The organism is Spiroplasma sp. ald (assembly GCF_044714355.1).
GTDB lineage: Bacteria > Bacillota_I > Bacilli_A > Mycoplasmatales > Mycoplasmataceae > Spiroplasma > Spiroplasma phoeniceum.
Genome location: NZ_RXFY01000132.1, coordinates 1 through 2339 on the forward strand (window position 1 = coordinate 1; position 2339 = coordinate 2339).

Here is a 2339-nt window from a genome sequence, read left to right on the forward strand (position 1 = left end):
TTTCTATTTTAAATATATTTTATAGGAATTTTAAAATAACTAGGTTATGCAAGAAGTCTAATATTCTTGTTTAGATGATTTTAAAACTTCTTGTTCTTGCTCTTCTAAAACAGGTTTTTGTACATAAATATTTTTCTTTTTTTCCTTTAAATGATTTAAACTATACTTTTCTTTATTATACTTAATCGTTTCTAATTCAACAAGGCGCTGACGTCGTAATTCTAAAGTTGCTAATTTTGTTTCTACTTGTTTCATTTGTTCTTCATCTGCTAAATACTCAAATTTTTTTCGTAAAATTCATTGTTTTTTTACTTCACGTCATAATAAAAAATATGATAAAAAAATTACTAAAAAACAAATAATAAGTAAAGTAAAACCCACAATAAAATAATTATTCATAGTGTTAAACATATTCATAAAAATTACTGCTAAGGTAAAACATGTTGTATAATATATTATTGCAAAAATACTTGAAATAATAATTCAACTTTTAAAACTAGCTGCTTTTTTTAATTTTACATATGGCAAACCAATAAAACAAAAGAAAAAACAAGCACAAATTAGAGCAACAATACCAGCAATAATATAATGTAATTCATAAGTTCGATGGGAAATAACACCTGTTAAATTTTTAATATTATTATAAGCCATTGCACAACCAGCACTAATAAAATAACCCATAAAAGTTCCTAAAATTGAAAAACTAATAACTAATAAACGTGCTGCAACTTCAATTCGTGTATTTCATTGGAGTGCTAATTCATCTAGTTTTGAACTAATTTTTGTTAACATAATAGTTTTTCTCCTTACTCTCTTAGTGCTCTAATTTGGTTTGATATTTCATTTTCTAATTTGGTTTGATATTTTTTACGATCACTTTTTAAAAATAAGCACCCCAATATAAAACAACAAAAAGCAACAATCGCAATTGAAGGTAAAACTGAATTTTTAGCATAAATAAATTGTAAAATAGCTAATCCAAGAATTGAAAAGCAATTAATATTACCAACAATACTAACAATAATTATTCAAATATTAACAGTTTTTAATGTTTTAGTAATTAAAATTGGAATTGTTATAAAAAAGAATGTTGTAACCCATAAAATAGCTAATAAAATAATTATTCCAATTACAATTGGTTGACCAATTACTACAATTTGATCAGTAAATGGAGTTTTAAATTTGGATAATAAAGAAATAATAAATTGTGCCCCTACCTGCCCTAACGTTGGAATATATATTAGAGCAACTACAATTAACAATAATTGTGAAAAGACAATTAAAGTTCTCGCTATTGTTTCACTTTTAGTAGAAAAATAATACTTACTTGCTTCAATGTTGTATTTGTAAGGTAATGGACGAATTTGTTGCTTTCGATTTAATTCATATTCCCCTAATGATTTTACGGTGTGATCAATAACAGTTTTATCTAAATTTTTTAAAACTGGCGGACGATTATCAACAACAAACTGCATTTTTTTTACTACTTTTGCTGATTGTTCTTGATTTATTGTTTTACTATTTTCTGTTTTTTTCATTAAAGCACCTTCCTATTCAACTATATTTAATTTAGAACTAAAATCTAAACTTTCAACAACAGCAAGGTTAATTCGTTTCTGCTGACGAATTGCTGAGAATCATAATAAAAAACTACCTCAAAATAACATTAACATACAAAGTCCAGCCATAATTACCCCTGGTAAATTTAGCCGAACAGGAATATAAAGATATGCAATAATGCTTAATCCTAACATTAGTAAAACAAAGATGCATCCGACTGTATTAAAAATAATTCCAGTTACCTTTAAAAGTTTAATATTACGAACAATTAATGTTGGAACTACAAATATTAAAGAAAAGATAATCCCAAACAGAGCAATAACAATGGTAAGACCACGAAAAACACCATCAGCTAAACCAAAATTATTAAAAACGGCAGGAATTGGTAATTTACTAGTTGCAATCATTGCCAAAGAAGCTGATACAATAATAATTACTCCTAGCATAACCGCTTGTCCAATTAAAATCATAATTCTAGCAATAACTTCCATTGGTGTAGTAAAATACATTCTTGTTAACCGAACATTATTTTTTTGAAAATCTTGTGTTGCTTTCTTCATCAATAATCACCCTAATTTAATAATTTCTCCCTTGTTTACAATAATTATAGCATTTTCTTTTAAAAATACTATCTTTTTTAATAAAAGCTTAGAATAAATTTTTAGGTACCGGCTATACATAAAAAAGCAAGATTAAACGATTAAAATGCCACCAGAAAATAATCATTAATCTTGAAGTTATAAACTATATTAGACTTCTTGCATAACCTATTAAAATAA

Annotated in this window: 3 protein-coding genes; all 3 read right to left on the reverse strand. The window is 25.7% G+C overall.

The genetic code is table 4. The annotated features are described in order from the left end of the window. Positions 1-57: 57 nt before the first annotated feature. Genes EHU54_RS05500 through EHU54_RS05510 form a run of 3 tightly spaced genes read right to left on the reverse strand, consistent with a single transcriptional unit; the run spans position 58 to position 2120 of the window. Positions 58-792 carry a hypothetical protein gene (locus EHU54_RS05500; protein WP_400249377.1) on the reverse strand — a complete coding sequence of 245 codons (735 nt, stop codon included), beginning with the start codon at positions 790-792 and terminating at the stop codon, positions 58-60. A gap of 14 nt (positions 793-806) precedes the next feature. Beyond that, positions 807-1538: a hypothetical protein gene (locus EHU54_RS05505; protein WP_400249378.1), complete on the reverse strand. Its 732-nt coding sequence runs from the start codon at positions 1536-1538 to the stop codon at positions 807-809. Between the two features lie 12 nt (positions 1539-1550). Continuing rightward, a complete protein-coding gene (locus EHU54_RS05510) occupies positions 1551-2120 on the reverse strand; it encodes a hypothetical protein (RefSeq protein ID WP_400249379.1) in 570 nt (189 codons plus the stop codon). Positions 2121-2339 lie beyond the last annotated feature (219 nt).